This window comes from Mycolicibacterium smegmatis (assembly GCF_001457595.1).
GTDB lineage: Bacteria > Actinomycetota > Actinomycetes > Mycobacteriales > Mycobacteriaceae > Mycobacterium > Mycobacterium smegmatis.
This window is the reverse complement of the sequence record NZ_LN831039.1, coordinates 1,710,174-1,735,823: the sequence shown is the minus strand read 5'-3', so window position 1 is coordinate 1,735,823 and position 25,650 is coordinate 1,710,174. Positions and strand designations below refer to the sequence as shown.

Below are 25,650 nucleotides of genomic sequence, written 5' to 3'. Positions count from 1 at the left end.
GTCAAACAGGTTACGTGCGTTCGTTCGCCGGGGTCAGGATTTGGTGGCCGTCACTCGGCGATCCGCGCGATGATCGACCCCGCCTCGCGTAACCGGTCCGGCGAATGCGACGCATATCCGAGAACCAGACCGGGCGGTCCGGGTGTCCGCCGATGCCACGACAATGGGTGCACCAACACACCGGCGCGGCGCAGTTCATCAGCCAGGGCCACGTCATCGACGTCGGCGGGCAGCGCGTCCCGCCTGGCGCGGTGCCGGGCGCGGACCAGCCGGATGTGGCCGCGGTGCGACCAGCCAGCCCAGCCGCAACGCCGGGGCCAGGGTCTTGGAGGTGCTGCCCGCGTAGGCGATGCGCTCGGGCGCCGAGGGATGCAGCGCCGGAACGGGTGCCCGGTCGTAGCGGTATTCGGCGTCGTAGTCGTCCTCGATCACCAGTTCGCCGTCCCAGGCGAGCAGTTCGCGGCGTCGCCGCGGGCCGGCCTGCTGACGGGAGTGGCACGAGTCGCCGCCGCGGTCATCGGTATCCCGCTCACGGGGGCCGTCCCCGGCGTGGCGGTGTGGTGCGGCGTGGGGTTGATCGCGTGCGGGTTGGCCGTGGGGCTGGGCGTCAACGCCGAACGTGGGCTTGTTGCTCACATCCGGGCGAAAACTCGCACAGAAGTCGACGTTCGCGGCGAATACCCGAAATCAAGAGTTTGAGCTCGCACTCGAAGCGTGCGTCGAACTGTTCGCGGACAGTCGCCATGAGTTCACCCGCGGCGGACGCCGTCGACCTGGTCCCACATGCGGCGGGCGCGCTCGGCGATCTCGTCGGGATATTCGCCGTTGATGGCGTGCGAGGCGTCCGGCCACAGTTCCACCTGCCCGCGTGGCAGCAGGGCCCGGGCGCGCGCGACGGCCCGCTGCGGGTCGAGCATGACGCTGCGTCCGGCGATCAGTGCGAGCACGGGGAGGTCGACCGCTCGCAACTGCTCGTCGGTGAACAGCTTGGGCATGGGGGTGCGCAGCGTGAAATCCGTTGCTCCCGCCCCGATCAGCGTGGCCTCGGGCGCGGCGGCATCGAGGTCGGCCCCGCCGGCGATCCAGCTCTGCACGCGACGGCGCCACCGCTCGGGCACACCGGGGGCGAACATCAGGACCGAGGCCGCGATGGGTGCGAGCGGCATCCGCACGAACGTGAACACCGGGTCCAGCAGCGTGAGCGACGCGATACGCCGGGGGCGGTGCACGGCCGCATTGACCGCGGTCCACCCGCCGACCGACACCCCGAACAGGTGCGCACGGTCGAGTCCGAGCCCGCCCAGCGCGTCGTCAAGCCAGTGCGCCTGATCCTCGATCGTGCGGATCGGGGTGTGCTGCACCGAAAGACCGGCCTCACCGAGCAGGTCGACCGCATAGACCGTGCGGTGGCGCAGCAGCGCCTTGAGATTGGTGGCGTACATCGGCGCCGCCGCGTTGCGTCCCGGCAGCAGGACCACCGGCGCCCCACACTCGGGCCCGGCGAACCGGTAGGCACGCACAGTGCCGAACGCGGTTGGCACGTCGAAGGTCTCGCATGGCGGCAGCAACGCCATCCCGGCCCGGTAGGCGTCCAGGTAGTGGGCGAACGCTGCCTCGCCCACGAACGCGCCGAGGCCGCCGCGGCTCCATCGCGAAGCGATGTTGACCTGCGGCACGGCCACCTCCATGGGTTATTCGACCGTGACCGATTTCGCCAGGTTGCGCGGTTTGTCGACGTCGTACCCGCGCGCACGGGCCACGCCCGCGGCGAACACCTGCAGCGGGATCGTCGACAGCAGCGGCTGGAAAAGCGTTGACACCGATGGGATCTCGATCAGGTGATCGGCGTAGGGCCGCACCGTGTCGTCGTCCTCCTCGGCGATCACCACGGTCACCGCGCCGCGCGCCTGGATCTCGCGGATGTTGGACAGCAGCTTGGCGTGCAACATCGCCGCGTTCTTGGGCGACGGCATCACGACGATGACCGGGAGGTTCTCGTCGATCAGCGCGATGGGGCCGTGCTTGAGCTCACCGGCCGCGAAGCCCTCGGCGTGCATGTACGCGAGTTCCTTGAGCTTGAGCGCACCTTCGAGCGCCACCGGGTAGCCGACATGACGCCCGAGGAACAGCACCGTGGACGACGGCGCGAAGCGCTCGGCGAGCGCGGCCACCGAATCCATCCCGGCCAGAACACGTTTGATCAGGTCCGGCATGGCTTCGAGCTCGCGGTACTCGCGGGCCACCTCGTCGGGGTACTTGGTGCCGCGCGCCTGTGCGAGCGCAAGCCCCACGAGATAGTTGGCCGCGATCTGCGCCAGGAACGTCTTGGTGGCGGCCACGCCGATCTCCGGCCCGGCCCGCGTGTAGAGCACGGCGTCGGCCTCGCGCGGGATCTGGCTGCCGTTGGTGTTGCAGATGGCCAACACCTTGGCCTTCTGCGTCTTGGCGTGGCGCACAGCTTCGAGCGTGTCGGCGGTCTCGCCGGACTGCGAGATCGCGATCACCAGCGTGCTGCGGTCCAGAACCGGGTCGCGGTAACGGAATTCGCTCGCGAGCTCGACCTCGACGGGCAACCGCGTCCAGTGCTCGATGGCGTACTTGGCCAGCAGTCCCGAGTGGTAGGCGGTGCCGCACGCGACGATGAAGACCTTGTCGATCTCGCGGAGTTCCTGATCGCTCAGGCGTTGCTCGTCGAGCACGATGCGGTTGTTGTCGAAGTGCCCCAGCAGCGTGTCGGCGACGGCAGAGGGCTGCTCGGCGATCTCCTTGAGCATGAAGTAGTCGTAGCCACCCTTTTCGGCGGCGTTCAGGTCCCAGTCGATATGGAACTCGCGGTAGTCGAGGCCGGCCTCCAGACGGTCGTTGCCCGCGAAGTCGGTGATCCGGTAGCCGTCGGCGGTGAGGACCACGGCCTGGTCCTGTCCGAGTTCGACGGCGTCGCGGGTGTGCTCGATGAACGCCGCGACGTCGGAGCCGACGAACATCTCGCCGTCGCCGATCCCGAGCACCAGCGGCGTCGAACGGCGCGCGGCGACGATCGTCCCCGGATCGTCGGCGCTGGCGAACACCAGCGTGAAGTGGCCTTCGAGCCGTTGCAGCACCGAGAGCACGGAGGCGGGGAAATCGCCCGCGGTGTCGCCCTGGGTGTACTGGCGGGCCACCAGGTGCACGGCGACCTCGGTGTCGGTGTCGCTGGCGAACTCGACGCCCGCGGCCTCCAGTTCGGCGCGCAGGGGCGCGAAGTTCTCGATGATGCCGTTGTGGACGACGGCGATCTTGCCCGCGGCGTCGCGGTGCGGGTGCGCGTTGCGGTCGGTGGGCCTGCCGTGGGTGGCCCAGCGGGTGTGGCCCAGGCCGGTGCTGCCGCCCAGGACGTCACCGTCGTTGCTGTCGGTCTCGGCGAGCGCGGCCTCCAGGTTGGCCAGCCGCCCGGCGCGGCGGCGGACCGTCAACCCGCCGTTGCCGTCGATCAGGGCGATGCCCGCGGAGTCGTATCCGCGGTACTCCATCCGGCGCAGCGCGTCGACCACGATGCCGCGGGCCGGGCGGTGCCCTACGTAGCCGACGATTCCACACATAGTGAACCAGGGTAGTGCAGGGCGTCCGAACGTCCGGAGCGCCGCCGGGTCGCTCCCCCGGTTCCTTGCCGGATCAGCGCCGGATGGCGCCGGTCACGGCGTGACCGTGGTCACCGGTCGGGGCGGCAACTTCGCGCTCGGGAACCTGACCGGGCACAGGTGTGGGTTAACGTCATCGGGTGGCCAGCACGAAGAAGCTCTTTTCTGCGTTGACCCGCCGTGGACCGCACCGCGTCCTGCGCGGCGATCTGGCGTTCGCCGGCCTGCCCGGCGTCATCTACACGCCCGAGTCCGGCTTCAACCTTCCCGGTGTCGCGTTCGGCCACGACTGGATCACCAAGGCCGACAACTACGCAGGCACGCTGGAGCACCTGGCGTCCTGGGGCATCGTCGCGGCCGCACCCAACACCGAGACCGGGCCGCTGCCGTCGGTGCTGAACTTCGCGTTCGACCTGGGTTCGGCGCTCGACATCGTCAGCGGTGTCCGCCTGGGCCAGGGAAAGATCAGCGTCCACCCGGCGAAGCGGGGTCTGGTGGGGCACGGGTTCGGCGCGTCGGCGGCAGTGTTCGCCGCGGCGGGCCTGGCCTCGGCGCCCAACGCGCCGAAAACCGTCGCCGCCCTGTTCCCCACCGTCACCAAGCCGCCGGCCGAGCAGCCCGCGGCGGGGCTGAGGATCCCGGGTCTGGTGCTCACCGATCCGGGTGACCGCATGACGCTGCGCTCGAACGCGGTCGAGTTGGCGCGGGCGTGGCCGGATGCGACGCTGCGCGCGGTCGACGACGTCGAGGCCGGCGGCCTGGTAGAGGGACGGCGCCTGGCCAAGTTCGTCGGTCTGCCCGGGGCGGACAAGGGCACCCAGAAGCGGGTCCGGGCCCTGCTGACCGGTTTCCTTCTGGCCACGCTGGCCGGTGACAAGACCTATCGCGATTTCGCCGATCCCGAGGTGGCGCTTCCGCACGCCGTGACCGCCGACCCCGCCGAGGACGCGGCGGCGTTGGAGGATAGGGTCGTCGCGATGCTGAAGCCCTGACCTGAAGCCTGATGCTTCCTCAACCAACCGGTTGGGTGTATAACACGGTGATGCGGACCGGCATCTTCCTGAGTTATGCGGGCGGTTTCAAAGAGGCGGCCGATCAGGTGGTCGAGCTCGAGAAGGTGGGCGTCGACATCGCACTGGTCGCCGAGGCCTACTCCTTCGACGCGATCAGCCAGCTCGGATACCTGGCCGCCAAGACCTCCACGATCGAACTCGGCACCGGCGTGGTGCCGATCTACACGCGCACGCCCTCGCTTCTGGCGATGACGGCCGCGGGCGTCGACTACGTCTCCGACGGACGGTTCCGCCTGGGCATCGGCACCTCGGGCCCGCAGGTCGTGGAGGGCTTCCACGGCGTCCCGTTCGACGCGCCGCTGGGACGCACGCGCGAGGTGGTCGAGATCTGCAGGCAGGTGTGGCGGCGCGAGAACGTCGATTTCGACGGCAGGTACTACCAACTGCCTCTGCCCGCCGAACGGGGCACGGGCCTGGGCAAGTCGCTGCACCTGATCAATCACCCGGTGCGCGAACGTATCCCGATCACGATAGCCGCGCTCGGACCCAAGAACGTGGAACTGACCGCCGAGATCGCCGAGGGCTGGCAGCCGGTGTTCTACTTCCCGGAAAAGGCCGACGACGTATGGGGCGATGCGCTGCGCGCGGGTGCGGCCAAACGGGACCCGGACCTCGGCCCGCTCGACGTCGTGGTGAGCGCGAGCCTCGCGATCGGCGACGACGTCGACGACCGGTTGGCCTGGGCGAAACCACAACTGGCGCTGTACATCGGCGGCATGGGCGCACGCGGAAAGAACTTCTACCACAACCTCGCCACCCGCTACGGCTACGGTGAGGTCGCCGATCAGATCCAGGACCTGTACCTGGCGGGCAAGAAGGCCGAGGCGATCGCGGCCGTGCCCGACGACCTGGTGCGCAATGTATCGCTGGTCGGGCCAAGGGGTTTCGTCAAGGAACGGCTGGCGGCCTACGCCGAGTCCGGCGTGACGACGCTACTGGTGCACCCAATCGCGACCGATACGGCCGAAGCCGTGCGGTTCTGCGAGGAGCTGGTGGCGCTCACGCGGTAGGTGATGCCAACGGCGTTGCCCGAGTGCCTATGTGGTGTCGAGCAGCAGCGACTGGAAAAGCTCGTTCATATTGTCCATCTCGTCGGGGTCGGCAGAGACCGCCGCATGCGCGAACCCGTCGACGACGGCGCTGATCAGGCGTGCGACACGCACCGGATCGAGATCGGCGGCGATGTCGCCGGCGTCCTGCCCCGACCGCACCGCGTCGGTCAGCGCGTCGGCCATGCGCGCACCCTGTGTGGCGAACGATTCCGCGAGCTCGCGGTGTCTGCGCGCATCGATGGGCGCAGTCGCGACGAAACCGGCCAGCTCGGGCGACTCGTGGTTGATTCGCATCGACTCGGTCAACACCGCCCGCAGCAAGCCGACCACCGAATGCGATCCGGAGACGGCCAGCATGACCCGGGTGAGGATCTTGCCGTAGACGTCGTCACACACGGCCTCGAACAACTTGTTCTTGGTGCCGAAGTGGTAATAGACCGAACCCGCTGTCACACCGGCCATCTCGGCAATCTGATTGTTGGTTGCCGGCCCGTAGCCGTACTGCGCGAAACAGCGACAGGCCGCGTCGATCACGCGTTGCCGCGTGTCGACACTGTCGGTGCCTGCTGGACGTCCCGGCCCCGATCTGGCGGCCCTGGTCTGCCTCATTTCTCCATCTTCACCCACATGCCGCACAAACTGGGCGACCACGACGGTTGTCAACATCACCGTCAGAGACGGCCCGAGAACAGGCGAAGACCCGTTTACCACCCGGTTCCGTCGGGCCGGCAACGCATCTGACCGCCCACGAGCACGAGTGCGTCTGCGGTGGGTGCCGCGCGAAAGCTGTACACACCGGCGCGGCGGCATTATTATATTGGTCGACCAATTAATGAAGTTGGGAGGCACTCATGCACAGGAGCCCTCCCCGTCTCGCTCCCAGCGACGTCACCGAAGGCACGTTCTCCCCGTATTCGCCCTACAACACGTCGTTGTACGAGGAGTACGACTACACCATCGACGACGTCGAAGGCGCACTTCCCGACGCGCTGCGCGGCACCCTGTACCGCAACGGGCCGGGCAAGCTCGACGCGGGCGGTCAACAACTGGGGCACCTGTTCGACGGCGACGGCATGCTGTCGATGTTCGTGATGTCCGACGGCACGGTGCGCTTCCGCAATCGCTATGTCCGCACCAAACACTACGAGAAATCGTTGGCGTCCAAAGGCGCTCCGTACCGCGCACTCGGGACGATGCGTCCCGGAGGGAAACTCGCCAACGCGCTGCGACTGCCGGCCAACGTGGCCAACACCGGCGTCGTCATGCACGCCGGGAAACTCCTTGCGCTCTGGGAAGGCGGCCGTCCCACCCGGATCCACCCCGACACTCTCGACACTCTCGGCGCGCACGATTTCGACGGCGGCCTGAAGTGGCTGGGCGCGTTCTCGGCACATCCCAAGTGGGACTTCGCCACCGGCGACATGTTCAACTTCGGGTTGGCGATGTTCCCGACGCCCAAACTCATCTGCTACCGCGTCGACCGTACCGGCAGGCTGCATCGCCTGGGCCACGTCCCGTTGCCGCGTCCGATGTTCAACCACGATGTCGGCCTGACGCATCACCACATGGTGTTCGTCATACCTCCCCTCGTCTTCCCGTTGCGCAGGTCCCTCGAGGCGGGAATCGGTGTGCGCAACTTTATCGATGCCATCGACTACGACGCCACGCAGGGCACCATGATCGCCCTGGTGCCCCGCGACGGCGGCAGGCCCCGCATCCTGCACACCGACCCGTCGCTGCACCTGCATCTGTCGAATGCCTATGAGGATGGCCGAGATACGGTCGTCGAACTGGTCGACTACCACTCCAGCTGGCAGGAACTCAACGGACAGCTGTCCTTGGTCCCGACGCTGGCGCAGACGGCCACCATGCCCTACGGCGGCCAATTGACGCGCCTGCGGATCACGCCGTCAGGTCACGTGAGCCGCGAGCCGATCACCGATCTGTACTGCGAGTTCCCGATGCTCAACGTCAAGACCATGGCATCGCAGAACCGCTACACGTATCTCTCGGCGGCCTTGGGCGGCGACATCTATCCCAACGCGGTGGCCAAGATCGACAACACCACTGGCAAGGAGACGGTGTACCGACTACCCGATGGTCACCTGCCACACGAGGCGATCTTCGCGGCGCACTCCGACGGGGTGGACGAGGACGACGGCTGGCTGCTGGTGCCGGTGATCGACGGCGTGGAGAACATCGCGAGCCTGATCATCCTGGAGGCCAAGGACATCGAGGCCGGACCGGTCTACCAGGGCCGGCTTCGACACCATCTGCCGCTCACGTTCCACGGCTGCTATACGCCGCGGGTCGCCACCCCGGCGTGAGCACCGCCGGGTTCACACCAGGGTGCCTCCACCGTCGACTGTCAGCACCTGCCCGGTACCGAACTCCTGCTCCATGAGATAGGTGTAGGCCACCGCGGTGTCGGTCACCGCACCCATCCGGCCCGCCGGAAGTTGTTGTGCGTACTGCGCATAGAGCGCATCGCGCCCCTCGGGGGCGAGCGCCGACCACAGCGGGGTGTCGATCGGTCCGGGGGCGACGGCGTTGACCCGCAACGGTGCCAGTTCCACGGCCAACGCCCGCGTCATCGCGCTGACCGCGCCGCACACCGCGGCGGGCAGCACACCCAGGTCTGGCTTGTCGGCGGCCGTACCACTGGTCAGCGTGATCGACCCACCAGCGGTGATGCGCGGTGCGAAGGCGCGCACGGTCTGCAGTTGCCCGGCGAACCGGGTGCCGAACAGGTCACGAATGGCCTCGGCGGTGATGTCGGCGAGCGGATACATCTGCAACGCCTCACCCGCGGTGAACACCAGGTGTTCGATCGGCCCGACCTGGGCGGCGAAGCCTGCCAGCGCGGCGGGATCGGTCAGATCGACCGTGAGACCGCGCGCACCATCGGGCAACGTGCTCAGGGCGCGGTCGACACTGGCCTGGTTGCGGGATGCGACGATCGGGACACCGCCACGCTCGGCCACCGCCGTCGCCACCCCCAGTCCGATGCCGGAGGTTCCGCCGACGAGGAGTACTCGTGCATTCTTGAGGTTCATGCCTCCACTGTCGGTCGCGGTGTCCGGGCTCGTCCAAGACTCTTTTCGTCGTCCGGCGATACCCTGACGGTATGGCCCCATCGCCGAGCCGCGACCTCGACCTGCGCAAGCTGCGCTATTTCGTCGCGGTCGCCGAAGAGCTGAACTTCGGTCGTGCCGCCCAGCGACTGCACATCGCCCAACCCGTGCTGTCACGGCAGATCCGCGCTTTCGAGAACGAACTCGGTGTGCAACTGTTCGTCCGGGGCTCCAACGGAACCCAGCTGAGCGCGGCGGGCGCCCAGCTGCTCCAGGATGCCAAGGTACTTCTCGACGACGCGAAGGCCTTGCAACAAAGGCTTTTTCAAGCAGCTTCGCCGAGTCGCACGGTCACCGTGGGCGTGATGCCCGGGCTACGGGCCACCGCGGCCGCAGCGGCGTTCGAAGCCGCAGGACCGGGCCGGCGCGCCATCGTGCGGCAGGTGAGCTGGGCCGAACAGGTCGAGTCGGTTCGCAGCGGCGACGTCGACGTGGTCTACGCCCGTGAGGTCGACGGCAACACCCCCGGCCTCGGCTCGGCACCGCTGCTGCAGGAGCAGTACTTCGCTGTGCTTCCCGCCGACGATCCGCTGGCCACGCGGCCATCGCTGACGATGGACGACCTGGCCGACCGGTTGCTGCTGCAGGATCCCGCCATCCTGGCGGAAGTCCGGCGTACCGCCGCACCCGGACAGCGCTGGGCGCCGCCGCCGACCGCTGTCCACACCGTCGAGGACAAACTCGAACATGTGGCCGCGCGTGAGGGATTCGTGGTGATGCCGCGGTCGACGACAGACTTCTACCGCAGGCCCGATGTTCGCGCAGTACCGGTCGAGGGCCTGCCACCCAACCGGGTGACGCTGATCTGGAACGCGGCCACCGACAATCCAGTGCGCGACGAGTTCATCACCGCCGCGCTGGCGTGCCGCGACGAGACCGTCTAAGACCCCACCTGTGGTAGCTCGTCGGCGGCGATCTCACATGGCGTCTCGCCTTCGGGCTGCGCCAGTGGTTCCGTGATCGGAGACGGCGGCGCGACCGGTTCAGGTGGCTCTTTCTGTGGCTCAACGATTTCCGGGGCGTCGACGGGTTCCTCTTCGATCTCGGCGGCTTCTGCCGGCTCGCCCGTGGCCTCGCCTGTGGCCTCGTCGATGCTCTCGTCGGCAGGTTCCTCGTCGGCAGGTTCCTCCTCAGCGGTCTCCTCTTCTTCGGGATCGCTGAGTTCTTCGGGCTCTTCAGGGTCGTCGAGGTCGTCCAGTCCGTCGGCAGGCGCCCCATCGAGCACGTCGGCCTCCGGGAGTCCTTCAGCCGCCGAGCCGATCAGCCCGCCGAACAAGTCGGCCAGTTGCTGCCCGGCACCCGCGAGCCCGGAGCCGACACCCGAACTCAGCCCGGAACCCACGCCGCCCAGTCCCGGGTCGGCGACACCTCCCATCCCTGGCAGTGCCGTGGATTGACCAGCCGCGGCGGGCGGTGTCACCTCGGCAGGCGGTGCGACCTCGGCGCTCACCTCAGCAGGCCGTGCGACCTCGACGCTCGGCGGTGCAGGCGCTGCGAGCACCGGCGGTGCAGCGGGTGGTGCTGTCGGCCAGGAGATCTCGGCGGCCGAGTGTCCGGCAGGAATCGTCCGCTCGAACGCAGGCCGTGGTTCGTGAGCCGGCGTCGCACCGATTCTCACCGCATCGAGCCGCAGGGCCGGGCCGAACACGGGTATCGGACCCGCACGCAGCGCGGCCACCGCGTCGGCGTAGGCGTCGGCCACCGCATCCGTCGCCGACCGCATGGCCGCTATCCAGTCGCCGGCGATGTCGTCGGCGACGAACGGTCGGACCTCCTGATCGATCAACTCACTGGCCGCGGAGCGATCCCCCGCCATGCCCGCGGTCACGGTGCGCGCGGCGGCCAACCACTCGGCACGTTGCGCTCCGCGTCGCCCTTCGATCTGCACGGTCGCGGTGACCTTACGCGTCAAGGCCTCACACAGGCTGTCCCGCAACCGGTTCAGTGTCACAGCCGCCGTGTGCAGCGCGGTGACGGTGTGCCCTGCAGCGGTCTGATGGCGGGCCAGGTGCTCGCGCGCGGCCAGCGCGGCACCCCCCTGCCAGCCGTCGTCGACGAGACGTAACTGCTTGTCCTGCAGGCTCAGTGCCTGCTCAGCCGCCTGCGCGGCCGCTCTCAGTGCGCGCTGGTCGCCCTCGATCGCCCGCAGGTCCAGACCGTCCTCGGTGTCGTACCACTCGTGCAACCGCGTCAGGTCATGGTGGTGGTGGCCGAGTATGCGGCATGCCGTCACGTACTCGGTGAAGATGTCGAGGATTTCGCGACCGGGTGCGAGGATCGTTGCCGCGTCGAAGGATTCGGGCACCTAGCCACCCACCCGGGACGCCGCGTGAGCGTCGGCGACAGCGTAACGGCCAGCCGAGGTTCGTAAGAGGTGGGCGATCTCGTCGGCGGCGGTCGCCCACTGCCGCATCGCGCCGGTCAGGTCGTCGAGCGCGCCGCGGACGGCGTTGCCGTGCGCGACATGGCGGCGCCCGGCGGACGCGCCGTCGAAGACCGGTCGGCCCAGCGTCGTCCGGATGACGGTATCGATGGTTTCGGCGACGGTGTCGTAGCCGTGTGCTGCCGCACGCAGCGCGTCGGCATCCACGCTGGCCCGATCGAACTCTCCCATGCACCGTTTAGACGCACCGGGTGCCGGTCCGGTTCCCTGTTCGGCGACTATCCCTGCAGACTCACGGATTCGGCGACCCGCGCCGCGACCTGGCGTGCGGTGTCCTCGTCGGCGGCCTCGACCATGACCCGCACCACCTGCTCGGTTCCGGACGGGCGCAACAGGATCCGTCCGGTGTCACCCAGTTCGGCCTCGGCGGCGGCCACGGCCGACCGCACCGACGGTGCCTGCGCAACCGTGGTCTTGTCGGCGACCGCGACGTTGATCAGCACCTGCGGCAGCGAATGCATGGCGTCGGCGAGTTCGGCGAGCGACGACCCGGTCTGGGCCATGCGCGACATCAGGCGCAGGCCCGTGACGATGCCGTCGCCGGTGGTGCCGAAGCTCGGCATCACGATGTGGCCGGACTGCTCACCGCCCAGCGAGAACTCACCGGACCGCAGTTCCTCGAGCACATACCGGTCGCCGACGCTCGTGGTGCGGACGTCGATCCCGGCCGCGCGCATCGCGAGGTGCAGGCCGAGATTGCTCATCACGGTCGCGACCAGCGTATTGGCGGCCAGCTCACCGGCCTCCTGCATGGCCAGGGCCAGGATCACCATGATCGCGTCGCCGTCGACCACATGGCCGGTCGCGTCGACGGCCAGGCAGCGGTCGGCGTCGCCGTCATGGGCCAGCCCCAGATCGGCGCCGTGTTCGACGACCGCGGCCCGCACCACATCCATGTGGGTGGATCCGCAGTTGTCGTTGATGTTCAGGCCGGTCGGTTCGGCGTTGATCGCGATGACGTTGGCACCGGCGGCACGGTAGGCCCGCGGCGCGGCAGCCCACGCGGCACCGTGCGCGCAGTCGACGACGACGGTCAGGCCGTCGAGGCGCGTCGTGACGGCCTTGCCGGCGTGGCGCAGGTACCGGTCCAGCGCGTCCTCGGCGTCCAGCACACGGCCGATGCCCGTACCGGTGGGCCGGGCCACGGCACCCGCGTGGACGAGTTCCTCGATGCGGTCCTCGGTGGCGTCGTCGAGTTTGTGGCCGCCGGGGCCGAAGATCTTGATGCCGTTGTCGGGCATCGGGTTGTGCGACGCCGAGATCATCACGCCGAAGTCGGCGTCGTAGGCGCTCGTCAGGTAGGCGACCGCCGGGGTGGGCAACACACCGACCCGAAGGGCGTCGACACCTTCGCTGGTCAGGCCAGCGATCACGGCGGCCTCCAGCATCTCGCCGCTGGCGCGGGGATCGCGTCCCACGACGGCCACGCGGCGGGCACGTTCGGCCGAGTCGGTGGCGGTGGCAGTGGTGATGGTGCTGAGGCGCCGCGCCGCCGCCGAGCCGAGGGCCAGTGCCAGTTCAGCGGTCAGGTCGCGGTTGGCGACACCGCGCACGCCATCGGTGCCGAACAGTCGAGCCATGTTGACAAACTTCTCATAATTACCCCCGCGAAACACAACCATCGAGGTCACAGGTTGTGTCGCGATGAACCGGTATCCGGTCGAGACCCGCAAAACGAGAGCACCGCCCGCTGGCTGCGGGCGGCGCTCCCCTGGTTCGGATCAGCGGTGACTAGCTGCCGCTCTCCTCTTCGGTGGTCGTGGTGGTCGGCGCCGTGCTGCTGCCGGTGTCCTCGGACGGGCCGGTGCCCTCAGCGGAGGCGCCGTCCGTGGACTCCTCGGCCGACCCTTCGGTCGATTCCTGGGTGCCCTGCTGGTTGGACTGCGGCTCTTCCGCGGATGCCGGTGCGCCGTCGTTCTGGCGGAACTCGACTGCGCCGATGGTGTTGTTGCAGACGTTGGTCTGAGCGCCATTGGCATCGACGGTCTCGGCGAGCGTCGTGATCTGGCCGATGTCGCCGTCGCACACACCCGCGGCAACCTGGGATGCCGCGCCGATGGGCACGTCTTCGAGGACACCTGCGGTGCCCAGTGCGAGGTCGACCTGACCATCGCGTGGTTGAGCGTTGGCGATGCCCATTCCCGCGGACAGGAACAGCGCCCCGCCCAGGGCCGCGCCGACCGTCATTCGCTTCACAGTGCTCTTCATCAACTACTCCTTTTTCAGTCAGGAAAGCGGTTCGGTCCCCCAACGAGCTGACTGACTCGTACCGACGGCGGTTTCGATTCCGCCCGGGCACGTTCGAGCGCCCCCGCTTCGACTCCAGGGTTTTGACCTTCCGCCGCGATGTCAAACCCCGATCACGAAATCGGGCACGTGGAGTTCACCGGAACCGATTTGCCTGGGGCAGAACAGGAAAAGGAATGGAGCCGTTTGATCAGTACAGACGCCTGACTGGCTGAATTCGCAAAGAATTACTGTGCGTGCGCGCAACAGACGCATAAAAAACCGCCGAGCGCGGAAAAATTCCACGCTCGGCGGCTGAAGGCGACAGATCAGCGCTTGCTGTACTGAGGAGCCTTGCGGGCCTTCTTGAGGCCGTACTTCTTGCGCTCGATGGCACGCGGGTCGCGGGTGAGGAACCCGGCCTTCTTCAGTGCGGGCCGGTCTTCCGGCTGCACCAGGATCAGGGCGCGGGCGATCGCCAGGCGCAGCGCGCCGGCCTGACCGGACGGGCCGCCACCATCGAGGTGGGCGTAGATGTCGAACTGATCGACCCGGTCGACGGTGACCAGCGGGGCCTTGATGAGCTGCTGGTGCACCTTGTTCGGGAAGTAGTTCTCCAGCGTGCGGCCATCCAGGTTGAACTGGCCGGTGCCGGGCACCAGACGCACGCGGACCACGGCCTCCTTGCGGCGGCCGACGGTCTGGATCGGACGGTCGATGATGACCGGCTCGCGCGGCTCCGCGCTCTCGGTCACCACCTCGGTTTCGGTCACATCGGTCACTGGGCCACCTGCTTGATCTCGAACGGAATCGGCTGCTGCGCGGCGTGCGGATGATCGGGACCCGCGTACACCTTCAGCTTCTTCTGGATCTGACGGCCGAGCTTGTTGTGCGGAAGCATGCCGATGATCGCGTTCTCGACGACGCGGGCCGGGTGCTTCTCCAGCAGCTCACCGATGGTGCGCTTGCGGAGGCCGCCCGGGTAACCCGAGTGGCGGTAAGCGAACTTCTTGGTGAGCTTGTCGCCGCTGACGGCGATCTTGTCGGCGTTGATCACGATGACGAAGTCGCCACCGTCAACGTTGGGCGTGAATGTCGGCTTGTGCTTGCCACGCAGCAGCGTTGCCGCTGCGGAGGCGAGCCGGCCGAGCACCACGTCGCTGGCGTCGATGACGTACCACGAACGCGTGGTGTCACCCGCCTTCGGCGTGTAAGTAGGCACAGTGCTTACCCTTCTCGTTTCGGGTTTCCCCGGGTTTGGTGCCGGTCAGGCGTGCGCACTTGTAGTCCCGGCGACCGACATTGACCCGGAACCGCTCGCCCCCGCGAGGGCAGCACACACCAACGGAGCAGCTTACCGGGCAGTGTCGGCGCAGGTCAAAACGCCCTCCGACCGTCCAGCGTCGGCTTGTGTGCGAATTCTTCGACAAATCTCGCACACAAGCCAACGCTCGCCATAGACGGAACCGGTACGCACCGCGCCGCGTCCTATTCATATGCCGTTTCTGGGCACCGAGGCGCTGGCTGCCGGCAGAGTCAACCGCTACCAACTACGCACCAGGTACGACGCGGTGTTCCGCAATGTCTACGTGCCGCGCGGCACCACGCTGACACCCGTGGACAAGGCCGTGGCGGCGTGGCTGTGGTCGGGCCGGCGCTCGACGGTGATGGGGTTGTCCGCGTCGGCCCTGCACGGTTCACGGTGGATCGACGCCGGTCATCCCGCCGAACTCAACCAGCCGAGCCGCTCACATCCGTCCGGCATCACGATCCACAGCGACACCCTCGCCGATGACGAGGTCTGCCAACTCAGGGGCATCCGCGCCACCACGCCGGAGCGGACCGCATTCGATCTGGGCCGCCGACGCGGGCTGACCCCTGCCGTGATCCGGGTCGACGCCCTGATCCAGGCGACGCGCCTGAAGATTCCCGATGTGTGGCCGCTGGTCGATCGCCACCACGGCGTTCGTGGGCTGGCGCAGCTGAGGCAGGTCCTCGATCTCGCCGACGACGGTGCCGAGTCACCGCAGGAGACAAGACTGCGCCTGCTTCTCACCTCGGCCGGGATGCGTCCGTCGCACACCCAGATCGAGGTGTTCGACCACGGTCATCGCGTGGGCCGTATCGACATGGGCTGGCCCGAGTGGAAGGTGGGTGTGCAGTACGACGGCATCCAGCACTGGACCGATCCGACACAACGCACGCGGGACATCGAGCAGAACGCCGAGTACGAGGGCCTCGGATGGCGCATGGTGCACGTCGGCGCCGACCTGCTGCGGTACCGCCAGGGCACGGTCGTCGCCCGCACCCGCGACGCGTTGCATGCCGCGGGCGCTCCCTACTACTGACGCACTGGCGAAAGTTGGCTTGTGTGCGAGATTTTCGGGAAATGTGGCACACAAGCCAACGCTCGACGCTGAGGCTAAGCGAGTTCGTGTGGGCTGAGCGGGCCGAGGGCGGCGTCGCGGGAGGTGTCCTTGAGGTCGACGCCCGAGCGCCCGAGCGCGACGGCGCCGTCGACCAGGGTCGATGCGACGCGGGCGGCCTCGGCGTATCCCAGGCCGTCGGGTGGGTGGATGTTGGAGATGCAGTTGCGGTCGGCGTCGGTGCGGCCAGGCTGCGGCAGATGGGTCAGATAGATGCCGAGACTGTCGGCGACGCTGAGCCCGGGCCGCTCCCCGATGATCACCAGAAGCGTGCGGACGCGGGCCTGCGCGCCGATGTGATCGCCCAGGCCGACGCGGGCCTGCGTGGCGATGATCGGCGGTGCCAGTGTGTGGCGGTCCTTCAGCCGTTCCACCAAGGCCTTGAGCAGCGCCGCGCCATGGTGGTTGAGCCCCATGGGCGACAACCCGTCGGCGAGGACGAATCCGATGTCGGCGCCCGACTCGGGGACCTCCGTGCCCTCGGCGGGTTGGCGGCCCAGATCCGGCCGGCGCAGATATTCGTCGCGTGAGGTGGCGCGGCTGGTCACCACGATCGGCTCACCGATGCCGACCTCACGCACCTGCGCTGCCAGCGCCTCGACGTCGAGCGGCACGTGGACGGCGTCGCGCGCGGCGGCATGGGCCGCGGCGAGCTCGAGCACCTGCTGGGTGGGCAGCGAGTTGCCCGCGCGGCCAAGGCCGATCCTGGCCTGTGTGGTCTTGCGCAGCTCGTCCCAGAACTGCTGCACCGCAACATCGTTCGACACGGTCACGACGCCTCCGCGACGGTCAGCTCGCGCAGCGGGGAACGCGACACGTCGAACGGGGTGAGACGGCCCGCGTCGTCGACCATGCCGACCTTGCGCAGCCACGTCTCGAATTCGGGTGCGGGACGCAGGCCGAGGGTGCGCCGCGCGACGAGCACGTCGTGGAACGACAGGCTCTGGTAGCCGAGCATCACGTCATCGGCACCGGGCACGGTGATGACGAACGCGACCCCCGCTGCGGCCAGCAGCATCAGCAGGGTGTCCATGTCGTTCTGGTCGGCCTCGGCGTGGTTGGTGTAGCAGACGTCGACGCCCATCGGCAGGCCCAGCAGCTTGCCGCAGAAGTGGTCCTCCAGCCCGGCACGGATGATCTGCTTGCCGTCGTAGAGGTACTCGGGCCCGATGAAGCCGACGACGGTGTTGACCAGAAGCGGCGACAGGTCGCGGGCCACGGCGTAGGCGCGGGCTTCGAGGGTCTGCTGGTCGACGGGCTTGCCGCCCACACCCAGATGCGCCCCGGAGCTCAGCGCCGAGCCCTGCCCGGTCTCCAGGTACATGACGTTGTTGCCGACGGTGCCACGGTTCAGTGAGCGCGCGGCCTCGTTGCCCTCGCGCAGCAGTTGCAGGTTGACGCCGAACGCCGTGTTGGCGCCCTCGGTGCCCGCGATCGACTGGAAGACCAGGTCGACGGGGGCGCCGGCCTCGATCAAACCGATCGTGGTGGTGATGTGCGACAGCACGCACGACTGTGCGGGGATGTCGTAGCGGGTGCGGATGCCGTCGAGCAGATACAGCAGATCCGCGGTGGCCTGCGGCGAATCGGTGGCCGGGTTGATCCCGATGACGGCGTCGCCGCAGCCCAGCAGCAACCCGTCGAGGACGGCCGCGGCAATGCCCCGCGGGTCGTCGGTCGGGTGGTTGGGCTGCAGCCGGGTGGCCATGGTGCCCGGGATGCCGACCGTGGTGCGCAGCGCCGCGGTCACCCGCGCGGCCGCCGACACTGCGATCAGATCCTGGTTGCGCATGATCTTGCTGACCGCCGCCACCATCTCCGGGGTGAGCCCCGGTGCGACGGCGGCCAGCCGCGCGGCGCTGTCGTCCTCGGCCGCGACGTCGAGCAGCCAGTCGCGGAATCCACCGACGGTGAGGTGCGACACCGACGAAAATGCTTGGCGGTCATGGGTGTCCATGATCAGCCGGGTCACTTCGTCGGTGTCGTACGGCACCAGTTCCTCGTTGAGGAAAACATCCAGCGGCAGGTCGGCGAGTACCCATGCGGCCGCGGCGCGTTCGCCGTCGTGTTCGGCCGCGCATCCGGCGAGCTGGTCACCGGACCGCAATGGCGTCGCCTTCGCCATCACCTCGACGAGACCGTCGAAGGTGTAGGTGACTCCCGAAACCTGCTGCCGATATCTCACTTCAGTTCGTTCTCCGCTTCTGCCAGCATGGCGAATTCCTCGTCGGGCGAGTTGGCCACCAGGCGGTGGCGGCTGTACACCGCGAAATAGAGCATGAATCCGGCGAACACCAGCAGGCACAGGCCCGCGGCGATCGGGTTCACCAGGAACGTCGCGATCACCGCGAAGCATGCGACGACGAGCGCGAACCCGGTGGTCACGGCGCCGCCCGGGGTGCGGTACGGCCGCGGCATGTTGGGTTCACGCACGCGCAGCGTGATGTGGCTGACCATCATGAGCACGTAGCTCAGCGCCGCGCCGAACACCGCCATGTTGAGCAGCAGGTCGCCCTGGCCGGTCAGCGACAGTAGGAAGCCGATGATGCCGGGGATCACCAGCGCCAGCGTCGGCGCCTTGCGCTTGTTGGTCACCGACAACGCCCGCGGCAGGTAGCCGGCACGCGACAGGGCGAACAACTGGCGCGAGTAGGCGTAGATGATCGAGAAGAAGCTCGCGATCAGGCCCGCGAGGCCGATGTAGTTGACGACCTTGGCCGCGGTGCCGTCACCGAGCGCCTCGACGAGCGGGTTGCCCGACGTCGACATCTGTTCGGCACCACCGGCGCCGGTCACCAGGAACAGCACCACGACGCAGGTTACCAGCAGGACACCCATGCCCGCGATGATGCCGCGGGGCACGTTGCGCTCGGGATCGACGGTTTCCTCCGCGGCCAGGGGCACGCCCTCGATCGCGAGGAAGAACCAGATCGCGAACGGGATCGCGGCCCAGATTCCGAGGTAGCCGTGCGGCAGGAAGGACGACGCACCGGCGGCGCCTGCGTCGGGCGCGATGTTGGTCAGGTTGGACGCGTCGAACTGGCCGATCGCGGCGAGGGCGAACACCACCAGGCCCACCATGGCGATGGCGGTGATCACGAACATCACCTTGAGCGCCTCACCCACACCCGCGAGGTGGATGCCGATGAAGATCGCGAACGCCACGAGGTAGATCCACCACCCGGCAGTGATGCCGAACAGGCCGAGGGACTCGACGTATGCGCCGATGAAGGTGGCGATGGCCGCGGGTGCGATGGAGTACTCGATGAGGATCGCGGTGCCGGTCGCGAAACCGCCCCACGGGCCGAGGGCCCGGCGGGCGAACGTGTAGCCGCCACCTGCCGCGGGAAGCGCCGAGGACAGTTCGGCCATGCCCAGCACGAGGGCCAGGTACATGCCGGCGATGATGATGGCCGCGATCGCCAGGCCGCCGAAGCCGCCTTGTTCGAGGCCGAAGTTCCACCCGGAGTAGTCACCCGAGATGACGTAACTGACGCCCAGTCCGGCGAGCAGCACCCATCCCGCGCTGCCCGATTTGAGCTGGCGCTTCTGCAGGTAATCTGCACTTTCCAGGTGTTCTTCCACACCCGCCATGTCAAACTCCCTTGTTTGCAATGCCATTGGATTCGCGTCGGATTCGACGAGCGCCAGTTGCTCACCGTCGGTGCAACTGACCGGTGTAACCACCTTTCGGCCCCCGGTTCTCGGGCTTCGAGCGTCGGCCGCGCCACCCTGCACGGACCTAAAGGTTGGAAACTCAACCTTTGATCAATGAGTATCTCCCCCGATGGCGTGGCTGTCCACCCCAACGCGCAAACCGGATGAGATCAATCAGGTTTGAGTGGCAAACCGACGACGATTCGCGCCGCGTTGTGCCCGAGCATCCGCGCGGCCACCGAATCAGCGGGGTCGGCAGAACTCAACTCGGGCAAGGGATCTTCCAGCATGTCGTGGTGCACGCAGACCCCGCCGCCTGCGCCGATCCCCACCCCCACCTGAAGTGGCGACCTCATGGCGGCCCGGCGCGCCAGATCCGCCACGGGCACGTCCTCGGCGACCGTCGTCACGGCGTACGGGACGCCTTCTTCCTCGATGCCGGCCAGCACGTCGCGGGTGACCGCCGCATACTCCCCGGAAGCGCCCGTCAGCGCGGTGAACACCTGGATCACGGGCCGCTCGGGCTGTCCGGCGCTACGCGTCAAGGGGCGTCCCCGGTTTCTGGGCGTGCGCGGCCACCAGCCCCGAGGCCACGGCGTTGCGCGGCCCCTCGGTCCCCCGCACATTTCCTGTACCGCAGACGATCCCGTACGGAGCGAGCGCGTCGGCGATGAGTTCGGGGATCTCGAAGTCCAGCGCGCACCCGCCGAGCAGCACCACGAAGTCGATCTGGCGCAGATCACCGGCAGGGGCGATGGCTCGCAGTGCCCGCAACGCGTTGACGACGAACACGCGCTCCTTGGCGGTGCGGCGCACGGCCCTGATGCGCTCCAGCGAATGCCGCGTGGGTATCGGGGTCATGCCGTTGTCCGCGAGCGCGACGACCCGTGCGAACGCCGTTGTGGGCAGCGCCTTCTCGAAGAACTGCACGGTGCCGTTCTCCAGGCGGACGTGGAAGAAGCTCTCGGCCTTGCCCAGCGGGTACCGCTTGACGTCCTCGGCGAGTTCCAGGTTGTCCAGTCCGAGTTCGGCGTCGATCAATTTGGTCACCAGATCGCCCGCGCCCGCGAGGTGCACGGCGTCGATGGTGCCGTCGGCCTCGATCAGGGCTGCGTCGGTGGATCCGCCGCCGAGATCGAGCACCACGAGTGGCTGGTCGGTGCCCGGTGTGGTCAGCGCGCCCAGCACCGCCATCTCGGCCTCCACGCCACCGACCTCGACGTCGGCGCCGGTCGCGCCGGTGGCACGCAGACGGTCGCGGACCGCGTCGGCCACCGCGCGCATACCGCTTTCCTTGGTGCGCACCATGGCCGCCAGCGCGACGGCGTTCTCCAGCGCGACCTCGCCGGCCACGCCGCCGCGAACCTCCTGCGGCACAAAGGTGTCGACGGCCAGCAGATCCTGGATGCGCACGTCGGCGGCGTCGTGCTGGGACAGGTCGGCCATGCTCTGGCGCACGTTGGAGATCATGCCGCCGGTGTTGGTGCCGGATTCGCCGACGACGTCGGTGAGCGGGGCGACGCGCTCGACGGCGGCCATGATCTCGACGGCCCCGCGGGACACGTCGATGGAGGCCTTCCGCCGTTCCCCGCTCAGCTCAAGGGATCCCGCGGGGATGGTCCGGTCGGCGACGTCGCCTGCCGGCGTGCGCACCACGACCGCCGACCGGTTGCCGGTCAGGGCGCGGGCCACCGGCGAGACCACCTTGGTGGCCGCGGCGTCGAGGTCGAAGATCGTGGCGAGACCGAACGCGTTGGACAGCGTGCGGATCGACTGGCCGGGCCCGGCGACCTCGACGGCCGCGAGCATGCCGAGCGGGACCGCGTCGATGCGCGACACCTCGTCGATGACGGGGATCCTGGTGTCGAGGCGGTTGACCACCAGCACGGCGTCGTCGTTGCCGAGGATCGCTGCGGTCACCTTGACACCGCGGCGTGTGGCCGCGTTGATCGTGTGCGCGGCGGCCTCGAAGTCGACGCCTTTCGGGACGACGACGATCACCCCCGCGTCGAACCCGGCACCCGGATCGGCTTCGGGCAGCGCGTCGAACGCGACCGTGGTCCCGACGCCGAGTCCGCGACCGCCGGGGGTGCGCGGATCGTGCCCGATCATCGTCGACTCGGTGATGATGGTCTCGGTGATGGTCTCCATCGCGAGCCCGCTGATCACCGGGGTGGCCTCGTTGAGCAGGACGACGTCGAGTTCGGCGGGCGCGATCCCGGCCTCGGCGAGAGCGCGCGTCACCGCGGCCGCGACGCCGTCGACGTTCTTGGGTGTGCCCTTGATCCCGGTCGTCGCGGTCAGCGCCGCGCCGAGGAACCGCACCGAACCGTCCGATTCGATCGCCGCGGCGCTGGCCTCGGTGGTCGAGTTACCGATGTCGACGCCGACAACGGTAAGTGCCATCAGGTCCCCAGTGCCTCGGCGACGCCGAACTGCGGCACCACCTCGACGGGCTTCGCCTGCTTGACGACCTGCTCGGTCTCCTTGAGGTGCAGCAGCGCCGCCTTGGCCTGCCAGCGCGGGCGGGCCATCTGGTCGTTGAGCGTCGGAACCGGTTCGGGCGACTCGCCTTTCGCGTACTGCGCGGCGTTGGACCCGATGGACCGGTAGGTCTCCAGCGTCATCAGCGGGCTCTGCGGGAACAGCTCGAGGCTCGACAGCCGCGGCAGGTCCCGCTGGTGGATCATCGACGTGCCACGCGACAGGATCCCGATGCCGATGCCCGAGCCGGACAGCTTCGCCGCGGTGTGCGCGAGGACCGCCAGATCGCTGCTGTGGCGCACGCGGATACAGCGGGCGTGGACTTCCTGTTCCTCGATGCCTGCGAGGATCTCGCGGATCACGTCGGCGTGGGACAACCCGATGATGGTCTGGCTGAAGAAGTCGGCGAACGCCGGCGACACGGCCAGCACCACCTCGTCGGACCGCTTGCCGGGTTCGGCGGGGCTGTCACCGACCAGCTCGAGCGTGCGCTGTGCCTGTGTGCTCTGCGCACTCATGATCACTCCACCTCCAGTTCGGGGTTCTCGGCGCTGGTGACGTGACGCAGCCGTTTCATCTCCTCCCACCGCGCACCGGACGGGCGGTACCCGGTGCCCGGTCCGGCGTAGTCGTTGCGGTCGTTGACCGCCGACAGCGGCTTCAGATCGCGCGTCATGATCGCCGACGTCTGCAGCAGGTCGCCCGAAACCCGCTGCCGCAGAACGGCGAGCAGGTTCTCGGCGATGTCGGCGAACCCGGTGGACTCCAGTGCCTTCACCAGGTCCAGGCCGGTGACGTTGCGGTCCATGACCTGCTGCGCACCCTTGAGGTCCTCGAGCACGTCACGCGGGATCAGCTCACGGCTGCCGTGTGCGTACACCGCCGCCTCGATCTCCGCGTCGGTGATCGCGGGCAGATCGAGGTACCGGAACACGGCCTGCAGGGCCTGGGCGGCCCGGCGGCGCGCGGCGACGATCTCGGCCTCGTTCACGTGCCGCAGGCCGCCGTCGACCTGCAGATCGCGCTGGATGGTGTTGAAGTCGTCGAAATCCTCGGCGTCGAGGTTGGACCCGGCGAACATGTTGTCGTAGTTGGGGACTGCGGAGTACCCCGAGCAGACGAAGTCGGTGCCCGGCAGCATCTGCGGCAGCAGGCGTGCCGTCCGCCGCATCGGCGAGTGCGAGAACGACTGGTCGTTGCCCGACGCGCATTCGAGGTCCACCGCGGAGGCGATGAGGTTCTCCGCGGCCACCGCACGGATGCCCGCGGGCACCGCGCCCGGCACGCCGATGCACGAGATCGAGCCGTTCTGCAGGCCCTGCACCCCCGCGCCCTTGGCCACCAGGATGCAGCGGATCTCCAGGTACAGCATCGAGCGGCCCTCGGCGTTGCCCATCTGCACCTCGGATCCGGTGCCGGAGGTGAACCGCATCTTGATGCCGCGCGACGCGTAGGCCGCCGCGAGGAACGCCTTGGACCACGGGGTGTCGTCACCGTCGACGAACACCGATTCGGTGCCGTACACCGAGATCGTCTCGGCGTAGGCCGTGATGCCGCGCATGCCGAGTTCGAGTTCGGTGGCCTCCTCCAGCGCGCACTGGGTCAGCAGGCCGCCGGAGCCCACCTGGCTGCCGATCTGCAGCGCCATCGCCACCAGCGGCGCGTACCGCACGACGCCCAAAGTGGTTTCCACTTCGGAGAACCCGCGCAGCGACGCCTCGGCGGCCTCACACGCGACCTGCAGCGGATTGTCACGGGCGCTGGTGCAGTGTGCCTGGTTCGCCGGGGTGCGACGGGCCCGCATCTTCTGGATGCCCATCATGATCTCGACGATGTTGAGGTTCTTGGCGACCTCCAGCAGCTTGGCCGGGGTCAGCCCGCCGGTCACCGCGATCACCTCGTCGCGGGTCACGCGCGGATCCACCAGCATGCGCGCGATCTCGACGGCCGGCAGAGCCATCGACTGCTCGGTGGTGGCCACATCGATGGCGTGGTCGGCGATGAACTGGTCGATGAAGTCGAAGTCGGCGCGGGCGCGGCCGTCCATCTCCACGATCACGCCGTTCTCCACCCGCACACTGGGTTCGGGGTCGAACGCGCTGTCCATCGCGACCATGCCGACCTCGGGCCACTCCTGGACGAAGCCGTCGAGGTTGACCGGGCGCTCCTCCAGGAGCTTGGTGCGTTCCGACTGGCGCTTGGCCTCGGTGCCCAGATTTCTGGCTGTCGTCACAGGTGTCTCCTATTCGCTGGTGGCCAGGATGTCGCGGCGCTCGTAGACGTCGGCGGCCTCGCGGACGAGGCCGGCCAGCATCGTCGCTCCGTACTGGGTCTCCAACTCCTCGGCGATCGCGTCGAGTTCGGCCTTGGTCGAGGCGTTGGGGCGCAGCGCGTTGTAGATCTGCAGCACGCGCTCGTCGCTGATGGCGGTCATCTCCGCAGCGCGGCGCAGGTTGGCGCCGAGCTGTTTGCGCCCCACCCCCTCGGCGATCTGGGCCTGCAACCGCAGGGTCTCCGGAGTGATGCGCAGATCCGACGCGGACACCTCGCCCGACATCACGGCGTCCATCGTGATGGCATCGATCGGCTTGCCGTTGGGCGTGGTGAGCAGGTCCTTGCGGTTGAGGCTCAGCGGGTAGTCGACCGCGGGATCGAGGACGGGTTCTGACATGCAAGCTCCCAACTGATGCGGGGCGATCACTCGCCCAGGCGTGTTCTCTTACGCAAGTACCAATTGTGCTCTGGCTCACGTTGCACGAGCGTTGCGTCGCAGGTCAAGGCGGGCGTGCGCACTGTATCGATCCACCGATTACCGTGTGCCCACAATGGAGAATCGGAATCTGGGTGCGCTTGCGGCGTTGGGTGAGTTCTTCGCTCTGCCCGTCGCGGGTGGTTCGTGGCGACCCGTGGACACGTTGTGCGGCGACGCCGCGATCCTGCGCGAGTACACGTCGCGCATGCGTGCGGCGACCGCGACCGGGTTCGGCATCGGCGTCGACGATGTCCCGGTCAGGGCCGCGGCATCGTCGCTGCACCTGTCGATCGTGTCGCGCCTGCTCTCCCCCGCCGTCGGCGCGGCGGCGTGCCTGTCCGCTGTACCGTCGCTGACACCGGATTCGGTGTTCTGGCACGACGATTCGTCGCACCGGCCGGCGTTGGGCGTTTCCCGCGTCGAGTGGTCACCCGTGCCCGACGCGGGCTCGGCGGCCGCCGAGATCACCGCGACGCTGGTCGACGGCGTCCTACGTCTGCTGAACACGGCCATGCAGCAGGCGGTTTCGCTGCCACCGCAGGTGATGTGGGGCAACATCGCGTCGGCCGCCAACGGTGCGGTGACGGTGCTCGCCCAGAACCGACCCGGCGCCGAGGGTTTCGGCCGCGCACTCGTGCGAGACATGATCGCGGCCGAGCCGTTGCTCGGCACCGCCGAGGTCACCGACGGCCGGTTCCGCCGCCGGAACTGTTGCCTGTTCTATCAGGTGCCCGGCGGCGGATACTGCGGCGACTGTGTGCTCGTGGACTGAGCGATTCCTGAAGC

At 68.4% G+C, this 25,650-nt stretch carries 26 protein-coding genes; 6 read left to right on the top strand and 20 right to left on the bottom strand.

The genetic code is table 11. From position 1 onward, the window contains the following. Positions 1-50: 50 nt before the first annotated feature. From AT701_RS36115 to glmS, 4 genes are all read right to left on the bottom strand, one after another. Positions 51-212, bottom strand: a complete 162-nt coding sequence (locus tag AT701_RS36115) for a hypothetical protein (protein WP_413232154.1) — start codon at positions 210-212, stop codon at positions 51-53. 1 nt (position 213) lies between these two features. Continuing rightward, positions 214-636, bottom strand: a complete 423-nt coding sequence (locus AT701_RS36110) for a hypothetical protein (protein ID WP_058125623.1) — start codon at positions 634-636, stop codon at positions 214-216. Positions 637-749: 113 nt separating this feature from the next. Then, on the bottom strand, positions 750-1,688 hold the full coding sequence (locus AT701_RS08115; protein WP_058125622.1) for an alpha/beta fold hydrolase: 939 nt from the start codon (positions 1,686-1,688) through the stop codon (positions 750-752). 3 nt (positions 1,689-1,691) lie between these two features. Continuing rightward, entirely contained in the window at positions 1,692-3,578 is a 1,887-nt protein-coding gene (gene glmS / locus AT701_RS08110) for a glutamine--fructose-6-phosphate transaminase (isomerizing) (RefSeq protein ID WP_058125621.1), read from the bottom strand. Between the two features lie 179 nt (positions 3,579-3,757). Between glmS and AT701_RS08105 the strand changes: the two genes are divergently transcribed. Continuing rightward, complete coding sequence (locus AT701_RS08105) at positions 3,758-4,609, top strand: dienelactone hydrolase family protein (RefSeq protein WP_003892955.1); 852 nt, start codon at positions 3,758-3,760, stop codon at positions 4,607-4,609. A 50-nt stretch (positions 4,610-4,659) separates the two neighbouring features. Then, the gene (locus tag AT701_RS08100; RefSeq protein WP_058125620.1) at positions 4,660-5,700 is read left to right on the top strand and encodes an LLM class F420-dependent oxidoreductase; all 1,041 of its coding nucleotides are present in this window, start codon (positions 4,660-4,662) and stop codon (positions 5,698-5,700) included. Positions 5,701-5,727: 27 nt separating this feature from the next. Here the strand turns inward: AT701_RS08100 and AT701_RS08095 are convergent, their stop codons facing one another. Beyond that, complete coding sequence (locus AT701_RS08095; RefSeq protein ID WP_058125619.1) at positions 5,728-6,351, bottom strand: TetR/AcrR family transcriptional regulator; 624 nt, start codon at positions 6,349-6,351, stop codon at positions 5,728-5,730. 242 nt (positions 6,352-6,593) lie between these two features. Between AT701_RS08095 and AT701_RS08090 the strand changes: the two genes are divergently transcribed. Next, positions 6,594-8,069, top strand: coding sequence for a carotenoid oxygenase family protein (locus AT701_RS08090; RefSeq protein WP_058125618.1), 1,476 nt, complete (start codon positions 6,594-6,596; stop codon positions 8,067-8,069). Between the two features lie 12 nt (positions 8,070-8,081). On the opposite strand, the gene AT701_RS08085 is transcribed toward AT701_RS08090, so the two are convergent. Continuing rightward, entirely contained in the window at positions 8,082-8,798 is a 717-nt protein-coding gene (locus AT701_RS08085; RefSeq protein ID WP_223495441.1) for an SDR family oxidoreductase, read from the bottom strand. Between the two features lie 71 nt (positions 8,799-8,869). On the opposite strand from AT701_RS08085, the gene AT701_RS08080 reads away from it, so the two are divergent. Further along, the gene (locus AT701_RS08080) at positions 8,870-9,760 is read left to right on the top strand and encodes a LysR family transcriptional regulator (RefSeq protein WP_058125617.1); all 891 of its coding nucleotides are present in this window, start codon (positions 8,870-8,872) and stop codon (positions 9,758-9,760) included. Here AT701_RS08080 and AT701_RS08075 read toward each other — a convergent pair. The 6 genes from AT701_RS08075 to rplM form a co-directional block, all read right to left on the bottom strand. Then, a complete protein-coding gene (locus AT701_RS08075) occupies positions 9,757-11,181 on the bottom strand; it encodes a hypothetical protein (RefSeq protein WP_179945948.1) in 1,425 nt (474 codons plus the stop codon). The two genes, AT701_RS08080 and AT701_RS08075, sit on opposite strands and share 4 nt — an antisense overlap. Further along, entirely contained in the window at positions 11,182-11,490 is a 309-nt protein-coding gene (locus AT701_RS08070; protein ID WP_058125616.1) for an ESX-1 secretion-associated protein, read from the bottom strand. Between the two features lie 47 nt (positions 11,491-11,537). Continuing rightward, on the bottom strand, positions 11,538-12,899 hold the full coding sequence (gene glmM, locus AT701_RS08065; protein WP_003892947.1) for a phosphoglucosamine mutase: 1,362 nt from the start codon (positions 12,897-12,899) through the stop codon (positions 11,538-11,540). Between the two features lie 151 nt (positions 12,900-13,050). Beyond that, complete coding sequence (locus tag AT701_RS08060) at positions 13,051-13,527, bottom strand: hypothetical protein (RefSeq protein ID WP_058125615.1); 477 nt, start codon at positions 13,525-13,527, stop codon at positions 13,051-13,053. 347 nt (positions 13,528-13,874) lie between these two features. Beyond that, positions 13,875-14,327, bottom strand: a complete 453-nt coding sequence (rpsI, locus tag AT701_RS08055; RefSeq protein WP_003892945.1) for a 30S ribosomal protein S9 — start codon at positions 14,325-14,327, stop codon at positions 13,875-13,877. After that, positions 14,324-14,767 carry a 50S ribosomal protein L13 gene (gene rplM / locus AT701_RS08050; RefSeq protein ID WP_058125614.1) on the bottom strand — a complete coding sequence of 148 codons (444 nt, stop codon included), beginning with the start codon at positions 14,765-14,767 and terminating at the stop codon, positions 14,324-14,326. The genes rpsI and rplM overlap by 4 nt, the downstream gene beginning before the upstream one ends. Positions 14,768-15,041: 274 nt before the next feature. Here rplM and AT701_RS08045 point away from each other — a divergent pair, with 274 nt between their 5' ends. Continuing rightward, positions 15,042-15,893 carry a putative endonuclease domain-containing protein gene (locus tag AT701_RS08045; protein ID WP_003892943.1) on the top strand — a complete coding sequence of 284 codons (852 nt, stop codon included), beginning with the start codon at positions 15,042-15,044 and terminating at the stop codon, positions 15,891-15,893. A 74-nt stretch (positions 15,894-15,967) separates the two neighbouring features. Here the strand turns inward: AT701_RS08045 and eutC are convergent, their stop codons facing one another. From eutC to AT701_RS08000, 8 genes are all read right to left on the bottom strand, one after another. Continuing rightward, entirely contained in the window at positions 15,968-16,744 is a 777-nt protein-coding gene (gene eutC, locus AT701_RS08040) for an ethanolamine ammonia-lyase subunit EutC (protein ID WP_058125613.1), read from the bottom strand. Continuing rightward, complete coding sequence (locus AT701_RS08035) at positions 16,741-18,156, bottom strand: ethanolamine ammonia-lyase subunit EutB (protein ID WP_003892941.1); 1,416 nt, start codon at positions 18,154-18,156, stop codon at positions 16,741-16,743. Before AT701_RS08035 ends, eutC begins: the two co-directional genes overlap by 4 nt. Next, on the bottom strand, positions 18,153-19,565 hold the full coding sequence (gene eat / locus AT701_RS08030) for an ethanolamine permease (protein WP_058125612.1): 1,413 nt from the start codon (positions 19,563-19,565) through the stop codon (positions 18,153-18,155). The genes AT701_RS08035 and eat overlap by 4 nt, the downstream gene beginning before the upstream one ends. 233 nt (positions 19,566-19,798) lie before the next feature. Next, positions 19,799-20,173: a glycerol dehydratase reactivase beta/small subunit family protein gene (locus AT701_RS08020; protein WP_223495439.1), complete on the bottom strand. Its 375-nt coding sequence runs from the start codon at positions 20,171-20,173 to the stop codon at positions 19,799-19,801. Continuing rightward, complete coding sequence (locus AT701_RS08015) at positions 20,163-22,034, bottom strand: diol dehydratase reactivase subunit alpha (protein ID WP_058125610.1); 1,872 nt, start codon at positions 22,032-22,034, stop codon at positions 20,163-20,165. The genes AT701_RS08020 and AT701_RS08015 overlap by 11 nt, the downstream gene beginning before the upstream one ends. Further along, positions 22,034-22,630, bottom strand: a complete 597-nt coding sequence (locus AT701_RS08010) for a propanediol/glycerol family dehydratase medium subunit (RefSeq protein WP_174519574.1) — start codon at positions 22,628-22,630, stop codon at positions 22,034-22,036. The genes AT701_RS08015 and AT701_RS08010 overlap by 1 nt, the downstream gene beginning before the upstream one ends. Positions 22,631-22,632: 2 nt before the next feature. Then, positions 22,633-24,345 (bottom strand): propanediol/glycerol family dehydratase large subunit, encoded by a 1,713-nt coding sequence (locus tag AT701_RS08005; RefSeq protein WP_003892935.1) that lies wholly within the window; start codon positions 24,343-24,345, stop codon positions 22,633-22,635. A 9-nt stretch (positions 24,346-24,354) separates the two neighbouring features. Continuing rightward, positions 24,355-24,783, bottom strand: a complete 429-nt coding sequence (locus AT701_RS08000) for a diol dehydratase small subunit (RefSeq protein WP_011727731.1) — start codon at positions 24,781-24,783, stop codon at positions 24,355-24,357. Positions 24,784-24,937: 154 nt separating this feature from the next. On the opposite strand from AT701_RS08000, the gene AT701_RS07995 reads away from it, so the two are divergent. Further along, entirely contained in the window at positions 24,938-25,636 is a 699-nt protein-coding gene (locus AT701_RS07995) for a (2Fe-2S)-binding protein (protein ID WP_058125609.1), read from the top strand. Positions 25,637-25,650 lie beyond the last annotated feature (14 nt).